Origin of the sequence: Pseudorhodobacter sp. (genome assembly GCF_030452865.1) — a bacterium.
Classification (GTDB): domain Bacteria; phylum Pseudomonadota; class Alphaproteobacteria; order Rhodobacterales; family Rhodobacteraceae; genus Pseudorhodobacter.
This window is the reverse complement of sequence record NZ_JAKDLJ010000117.1, coordinates 1-8,788: the sequence shown is the minus strand read 5'-3', so window position 1 is coordinate 8,788 and position 8,788 is coordinate 1. Positions and strand designations below refer to the sequence as shown.

The 8,788-nt window shown below is 61.4% G+C and carries 3 protein-coding genes; 2 read left to right on the top strand and 1 reads right to left on the bottom strand.

The features are described 5' to 3' along the window. Window positions 1-205: 205 nt before the first annotated feature. Complete coding sequence (locus L0H65_RS08905) at window positions 206-2,758, bottom strand: response regulator (RefSeq protein WP_301458519.1); 2,553 nt, start codon at window positions 2,756-2,758, stop codon at window positions 206-208. Between the two features lie 229 nt (window positions 2,759-2,987). Here L0H65_RS08905 and L0H65_RS08900 point away from each other — a divergent pair, with 229 nt between their 5' ends. Beyond that, a complete protein-coding gene (locus L0H65_RS08900) occupies window positions 2,988-8,447 on the top strand; it encodes an alpha-2-macroglobulin family protein (protein ID WP_301458518.1) in 5,460 nt (1,819 codons plus the stop codon). 47 nt (window positions 8,448-8,494) lie between these two features. Further along, a partial coding sequence (locus L0H65_RS08895) for a transglycosylase domain-containing protein (protein WP_301458520.1) occupies window positions 8,495-8,788 on the top strand: 294 nt, incomplete at its 3' end.

Sequence of the window (8,788 nt, the reverse complement as noted above, 5' to 3'; positions counted from 1 at the left end):
AGAAGGCAAGAGTTTCGGCAAGCCAGCCGGAAAAGCCGGGACCGGCAAGCCAATTGTGAAAACGCCGAAACCAAAGGCGAACCCGTCCGACACAAGCAAACGCTTTGTGCCGCCGAAGAAAGGCTGAGACTGTTCGCTGAATGTGGAAAGGCCCGGTGTACTGCACCGGGCCTTTCCATTCGCCGAGAAAAAGCCGCGCAGAGGGTCAGGCAACCTCAGCTTTGTCCGGTTCAATCGCCACAGCGGACGCAGGGCAATGTGCCAACAGCATATCCGCAATAGCTGTTTTGCGTAGCGGTTTGGTCATGTATTTGTCGATCCCCGCGGCCAGGATTGATGTGTCATCGCCGCTCATCGCATGGGCGGTCAGGGCAACAATCGGCACATGGCCCCCTTGCACCTTTTCAATGGCGCGAATGGCGCGGGCGGCATCCTTCCCGTCCATCTCAGGCATCGAAATATCCATGAAAATCAGATCGGGGTGGAAGGCTTCGAACTGTTCTACTGCCTCCCGCCCGTTGCTGGCAAAGACCAGGTCGATCTGCATATTCTTGACCATCTTGCCGAAAACCAGTTGGTTGGTGCGGTTATCCTCTGCCGCAAGCACCCGCATTCGCCGTTGTTGGGGAAAAGGCTTGCGCGCAGCCGGAACAGCGAGGGGTTCGGGCGCGCGATTGGTCAAGCCACGCAGCCTGCGATAAAGCTCCGACCGCAGCAACGGCTTTTGCAAAACGACGGATAGATGCGCGCTGCCTGCACCATCCCGCGCGGCGGTTGGATTGGAGGAAAACAGCACGATGGGCAGGGAATGGCCCGCCGCCCGCACGTTTTCCGCCAGTTGCAAGCCGTTCATCTCCGGCATTTCGTGATCCGTGATCAACACATCATAGGCGTCATCGCGGGCGAGTTCGGCCAACACATCGGCGCCGGAGCGGCACAGCGTGACCTTCATGCCGCAGGTTATAAGCTGGCGTTCAAGAATGGTCCGGTTGATGAACTGGTCATCGACAACGAGCGCGCGCGACAGCGTGATGGCAGCAGGGGTTGCATTCTGCTCCTCTGCCACTGGAAGCGACACGCGGAAACCGAAGCAGGAGCCTTTCCCGAACTCGCTATCAACCCAGACTTCACCCCCCATGCGTTCGATCAGGCGCTTGGTGATCGCAAGCCCAAGCCCGGTGCCTTCGAACTTGCGGTTGGCTTCGGATTCGACCTGATTGAACTCCCCGAAGATATGATCGAGTTGATCGGCGGGTATCCCTATCCCGGTATCTTCCACCGAGATATGGAGCCGTTGACCTGCCTCATCCTCCAACCCGACGATGCGGATCAGGACATGGCCTTTTTCGGTGAATTTCACCGCATTGCCGACAAGATTGGTCAAAACCTGCCGCAGCCGCCCGGCATCGCCGATAAAACGAGTCGGCAGGAACATATCGAAGTCGATCGCAAGGTCGATGCCACGTTCGCGCGCGCGCGGTTGTAGCAGCATCGCAATCTCATGGATCAGGCGTTCCAGATCGAAGGGTTCGGGGTTCAGTGTCAGCCGTTCCGCCTCAATCTTCGAATAATCCAGAATGTCGTTGATGATTACCAAAAGCGCCTCACCCGAGGACCGGATGGTATCGGCAAAGAGACGCTGTTCCTGGGTCAATCCGGTATCGCAAAGCAATTCCGCCATGCCGACAACGCCGTTCATCGGGGTGCGGATCTCATGGCTCATATTGGCGAGGAACGCGGATTTCGCGCGGTTCGCGGCCTCTGCGGCGCGCCGGGCCTCATCCAGTGCGGCCTGTTGTTCCTTTTGTGAGGTGATGTCCACCCGCAGCCCGACCCGTCCACCATCCGGTGTTGCCTGATCCATCGCGCGCAGCCAGCGGCCATCGGCAAGCACCTGTTCGTGTTCGGATACCGATTGCTGATGCTGAGCCATGCGTTCCTCAATCCAAGCCTCCTCGCGGCCAATGGCGTCAAGATGCTGGCCGTTCGCGACGCCGATGCGCAGGATGTCCTCGAACCTTGCGCCGGGTGTCATCGCGGCAGCACTGGCGGGGTAAAGCGCACGATAGCGCTGGTTACACGCCAGAAGCCGATCATCGCGGTCATAAAGGACGAAACCATCAGGCAGCGCCTCCAACGCGGCCCAGATGCGCATCTGTTCGGTGATGTTCAGCGCAAGGCAAACCATATCACCATCCCGCGCGCGGCGGTCGACAAGGCGCACCCATGTCCCGTTGGTTGCTTTTACCACCTCCGGTTCGATCACCTCGGCCTCCCAGCGGGCGACCATGCGCCCGACCCATTGCGCCGCCGTTTCGTCGCCAAGATCGACCATGCCTTCTTCGGCAGAAAGCGTCAGGATTTCGCGGTAGGGCGTGCCCGGCCCGACATTATACTCCTCATACCCGGCCAGATAGGCGCGATTGGCGACCAGCAGCCGCTGGTCCGGGTCAAACACTGCAAAGCCATCATGGATCGTGTTGATCGAATCGCGCAGGCGACGTTCCGCCATCACTGCGGTGGTATGCGCCGCCTCCAGATCGGAAAGAAAACGGGAGTTCTGCCCTTTGAGAAGCTGCGCTTCGGTCACCGCAGCTTTGGTGACATGGCGCTGTTCGACGATCTGGTCGGACAAGGCGCGGGCATGCAGCGCCAGCTTTTCATTGGCGGCAAAGAGTTCGCGTTGCTTTTGCTCCAACAGACGTTCAGCCGCCAACCGCGCGCGCCGTTCTTTGGCAAGCCTGTCCATCATGTCCATGCGCTACGTCTCTACCTAACGAATCTGCAATCAAAGGGCGTTCTGCCCTTCCTCTCGACCCAACCTGTCGGAACAAAGTGAACCATCGGTTAATGATCGCCTGCCCGACGCCAGAATCCTTGCGCCATCGCTTGGGGTCGTGGCAAGATATGGAAAAGTTTGGCCGAACTCATGTCTTGCGCCTCGCAGAGAGCCGGTGCGGACAGAGCGTCCTGAGGGGGAAATCTCGATGTCTTATTTCACGCGTATTGGCTTTGGTATCATGGTGGCAACGCTGTTGGCGCTTGGCTTGCCTGGTATCGGTGCGGCGCAGGATTTGATCCCTGAAAAGCGATTCGCCATGACGCGCGACGCCGATCTGCCGGGAGGCGATATTTCCTCGATGTTCGATACCGTGCTGGAAAGTTGCCAGAAAGCCTGCGTTTCCAACAATGCCTGCAACGCTTTCACCTTCAATTCGCGCAATGGTTCGTGCTTTCTCAAATCCAATCCGGGTGCGCCTGCGGATTATGCGGGTGCGTTTTCGGCAGTGGCGTTGACAGCCTCGCCGGGCGCGCAGGGGTTGGCAGAGAAACGGGCGGCGGAATTGAGCTTCCTCCGGAGCGGTGATTTTTCCGATGCGCTGTCGCAGGCGCAAGGGCTTGCTGCGTTACACCTGACCGGACCGTGGAGCGCGCAGGAGCATCTGGATTCCGCGCGGGCGGAGGAAGCGCGGGGCGACGTTCTGCGCGCCAGTGCTTTTGTCGGTGCGGCGTTGAACCTGACGGACAGCGCGCAGGACTGGGCGGAATATGCCCGGTTGTTGCAACGCGCGGCACTTCGTCATGCACAATCGCGCAGTGAGCTGGAGCAACGCGCCCTTTCCGCCGCCGTCAACGGCTATTTGCGCAGCGACAGCGCCGGGTTGCGCGCGACGTTGTTGGTGGAAATGGCGGAGATGCTGGAAAAACGCAGTCGCGGTCGCGACATGGTTCCTGCGCTGCTTCTGGCGCAATCGGTGCAACCGCGTGACGACACCGGGGCGGCGCTGGATGCGGCAATCGCGAAATACGGTTTCCGGATCACGGAGCATGACGTGCAGGCCGACAGCGCCCGCCCCAGAATCTGTGCGCGGTTTTCAGATGATCTGGCCGCGACCGGGGTGGACTTTGAGCAATTCGTCCAGATGGATCAGCCCGGCCTGACCGTTGAAAAAGCGGGCGATCAACTGCTTTGCGTCGAGGGTGTCACCCATGGAGAGCGTCACACCCTGACCTTCCGCGCCGGAATTCCCGCTGCCGATGGCCAAAAGACCGTGAAACCGGTGACGATCACGGCTTATGTTCGCGACCGCTCGCCCCAGGTCCGCTTTCCCGGACGCGCCTATGTATTGCCCAAGGTGGGGGTGGCAGCGGCGATTCCGCTCGATTCAGTCAACGCCGCCAAGGTCGATCTGACACTGTACCGTGTCACGGATCGCAACATCCTGCGTGCAATCCAGGGTGATTATTTCGGTGAACCGATGTCCTACTGGCGCGAGGATGATTTCGCCAGCGGTGTCGGTGCGCAGATATGGAAAGGGGAGGCCGATCTTGCGGTGGAGGTTAACCGCGACATGACCACCCGCCTGCCGATGACAGAAGCGCTGGCCGAGCAAGGCGCGGGTATTTTTGCGCTTCGGGCGCAAATACCAGGTCAGGACGGCGGTGATTTCCCCCCCGCATGGCAGTGGTTCGTGGTGTCGGATTTTGGGATTACCTCGCTTTCCGGGATCGACGGCTTGCATGTCGTGGTGCGCAGCCTTGGGACCGCGGGGCCGAAACCGGGTGTTTCGGTGCAACTTCTCAGCCGCAGCAATGAGGTTTTGGCAACCGAACAGACCGATGCGGACGGTTTTGCCACCTTCCCGGCTGCCCTGACCCGTGGGGTGGGCGCACTTGCCCCCGCGATGCTGGTTGCGAAGGAGGCGGAAGATGATCTTGCCTTCCTGTCGCTGACCGATCCGGAATTTGACCTGTCGGATCGCGGCGTCGAAGGGCGCGAACCGGCGCCGCCGATCGACGTTTTCCTGTCTACGGACCGTGGCGCTTACCGCGCGGGTGAAACCGTCTATGCCACCGCGCTCACCCGTGACACCGAAGCTGCGGCAATCGAACGCCTGGCGCTGACCGCGATTGTAAAGCGTCCCGATGGTGTCGAATACAGCCGCGCTTTGGCCGAAGATATCGGCGCGGGCGGCCATGTCTTTGCCTTGCCGATTGCCGGTTCCGCCCCGCGCGGAACATGGCGGCTGGAACTGCGCGCCGATCTGGATGCCGCGCCGCTCGCATCGCAGAACTTCCTAGTTGAGGATTTCCTGCCAGAACGGATTGATTTCGCGCTTTCCTTGCCGGATGGCCCGATCCGGTTGGGCGATGCCCCCGAACTGTCGGTCGATGCGAAATATCTTTTCGGTGCGCCGGGTGCCGATCTTGCGATTGAGGGTGAGGTGATATTGCGCGCGGCAAAAGGGCTTGCGAAATTCACCGGCTATCAATTCGGGCTGGCGGATGACCCGTTCCGCGCCCGCATCGAAAGTTTCAGCGGCTCGACGACCGATGCCGAAGGCAAGGCCAGCTTTCCCGTCGCGATGAGCGAAGTGGACGATCCGGCCCGCCCGCTGGAAATGGTCGTGGTCACACGGATTTCGGAAGGGTCCGGACGTCCAGTGGAGCGGCGGTTGACCCGTGCCTTGCAGCCTGCGGCGGCAATGATCGGGGTGAAGCCGGGATTTGACGGCGTTGTCAGCGAAGGCTCTGACGCGGCGTTTTCCATCGTCGCGGTCGGGCCGGACGAATCCGCTGTGCCGATGTCGGTAAAGTGGGAACTGAACCGGATCGAGACGCAATATCAGTGGTATCAGGAATACGGAAACTGGAACTGGGAACCGGTGACCCGGCGCGAACGTGTGGCTGATGGGAAGGTGGAGCTTGGCACCGACCCGACGCAGCTATCTGCCCCGGTCGAATGGGGCGAGTATGAGCTTCGCGTCGAGCAGGTCGAAGGTGGCGTAGCGGCAACGGCGGTGCAATTCTATGCCGGGTGGTACGCACCTGCCGATGTCACCAGCACGCCGGACACGCTGGAACTGTCGCTGGACAAACCGGCCTATCGCCCCGGCGATGTCGCGCAACTGCGCATCGTGCCGCGCGCTGCGGGAACCGCCTTGGTGTCGGTGCTGTCGAACCGTCTGGTCTCGATGAAAATGGTTGAGGTGAAGGAAGGCGAAAACCTGATTCCGCTGGAGGTGACAGCGGATTGGGGTGCGGGCGTCTATGTCACCGCATCGGTCCTGCGTCCAATGGATGTGGCCGCAGGGCGCAACCCGGCGCGGGCAATGGGCCTTGCCCATGCCAGCATCGACCCCGGAGATAAGGCGCTGAAAGCCACGGTCGAAGTGGCGGATGAGGTGGCCCCGCGCGGCCCGCTGGATGTTGCGATCAAGGTGGACGGCGTGGTGGCTGGTGAAACGGCGTATGTCACCGTCGCCGCTGTGGATGTCGGAATTCTCAACCTCACCGCGTTCAAGGCTCCGGACCCGCAAGGGTACTATTTTGGCCAGCGCAAGCTCGGTGTCGGAATCCGGGATGTTTACGGACGCTTGATTGACGGCTTGAACGGGGCCGAAGGCACGGTTCGTTCCGGCGGTGACAGTGCCGCACAAGCGCGGCTGGAGGCGCCGCCTCCGACCGAAGAACTGGTGGCCTATTTCACCGGCCCCGTGACGGTGGGTGCCGATGGCTATGCCCGCGCCTCGTTCGATTTGCCGTCCTTCAACGGCACCGTTCGGGTGATGGCGATTGCATGGTCCAAACGCGGTGTCGGTCAGGCACAAGCGGACGTGCTGGTGCGCGATCCGGTGGTGGTGACAGCCTCGCTGCCGCGCTTCATGGCACCGGGCGACCAAAGCCGGCTGCTGTTGGAAGTGGTCCATGCCAAGGGGCCAGCGGGCCGGATGGGCCTTGATGTCTCTGCCGATGGGATGACATTGGGGGAGGTGCCTTCGGGATTTGATCTGGCAGAACACGGCAAGGCAACTCTGGCAGTGCCGATCACCGCCACAACGGAAGGGTTGCACAGCATCACGGTCAATCTGACCACGCCGGATGGCAAGGTGTTGACCAAGGTGCTGACCTTGCCCGTGCAGCGCGGCGATCCGGAGGTGGCGCGTCTGACGCGGCTGGAACTCGCTGTGGGCAAGACGTTCACGCTGGATCAAGCGGTGTTTGACGGGTTCGCACCGGGGTCCGGCCTTGCGACGATGGCGGTTGGCCCGATTGCGCGTCTGGATGCGCCGGGCCTGCTGGCGGCACTCGATCGTTATCCCTACGGCTGCACGGAACAGATCACCTCACGCGCGCTGCCGCTGATCTACTTCGATCAGGTCGCGCAGGCGATGCAGTTGAAAGGCGCGGACAACCTGCAAAAGCGCATCAGCCAAGCGGTTTCGGCGGTGCTTCTGAACCAGAACTCCGAAGGTGGTTTCGGGCTTTGGGGACCGGATCGCAGCGACGCATGGCTTGATGCTTATGTCACCGATTTCCTGAGCCGGGCGCGTGCGCAAGGCTATGCGGTGCCGGATATTGCGTTCCGCTCGGCCTTGGACAATCTGCGCAACCGGGTGAACTATGCCTCCGATTTTGACAAGGGCGGTGAAGCGCTGGCCTATGCGCTGATGGTTCTGGCGCGCGAAGGCGCGGCGGCGATTGGTGACTTGCGCTATTACGCCGATGTGAAAGGTGATGATTTTGCGACCCCGATCGCACAGGCGCAACTGGGCGCGGCTTTGGCAAGCTATGGCGACCAGCGGCGGGCGGATGCGATGTTCACCCGTGCCGCAAACCGCATCAAGCCACTGAAATTCCTGAATGAGCAGCAGATCTATCGCGAAGATTACGGCACCAATCGCCGTGATGCCGCAGCGGTACTGACGCTGGCGCTCGAATCCGGATCGAATGCGGTGGATCAGGACGCTTTGGCAGTTGCCCTGCGACCGGACGGAAGCCGACTTTCGACGCAAGAAGCGACCTGGACCCTGCTGGCCGCGAACGCGCTGATCGACCGCCCCGGTGCGGATGGCATCACCATGAACGGTGCGCCGGTCGATGGGCCGCTGGTGCGGGTGTTGAAAGCGGGCGATGCGTCGGCGGTGGAGGTTGCCAATGGTTCGGCCAAGCCTGTGACCCTGACCCTGACAGCTTACGGCGTGCCAGACGTTCCCGGCCCTGCGACCGGTAACGGCTATGCGATCACCCGCAGCTATTACTCGACCGATGGTGCGCGGGTGAAACTGTCCGATGGTGTCAAGGCCGGGGAACGCTTCGTCGTCGTGCTGGAGGTGGTGCCCTTCGGTGGCGCCGAGGCGCGGCTGATCGTGACCGACCCTCTGCCCGCCGGGTTCGAAATTGATAACCCCAATTTGTTGAGCGGTGGAAGTGTTGGCGGCTATGATTGGCTCGACGCAGTGAACGATGTCGAACACAGCGAGTTCCGGCAGGATCGCTTCATCTCTGCTGTCGATTGGTCGGGTGGTAACAAATTCCGGCTCGCCTATGTTGTGCGCGCTGTATCGCCGGGCACGTTCCACCATCCTGCGGCTTCGGTGGAGGATATGTACCGGCCCGATTACCGCGCGCAATCGGATGCGGGTGAGGTTGTGATTTCGCAGTGATGCGTGGCACCCGGCCCCTTGTTGCATTGGCCTTTGCCCTTTGGGCAATGGCCGTTGCGCATGATCGGTTGGATGCTTGGGTTGACGCGACGGTGCTGCCCGATCTGCGGGTCGAAACCTCGGTGGAGGTGTTGGCGCGCGATGGACAATTGCTACGCGCCTACACGGTGGCGGATGGCCGCTGGCGCATGGCGGAGGGGCAAGTTGATCCCGGCTTCACCGCGATGCTTGTCGCCTATGAAGACAAGCGGTTTTATCAGCATAATGGCGTCGACCTTCGGGCCGCCTTGCGCGCGGTTGGTCAGGCGGTCTGGCATGGCCGGATTATCTCGGGAGGGTCC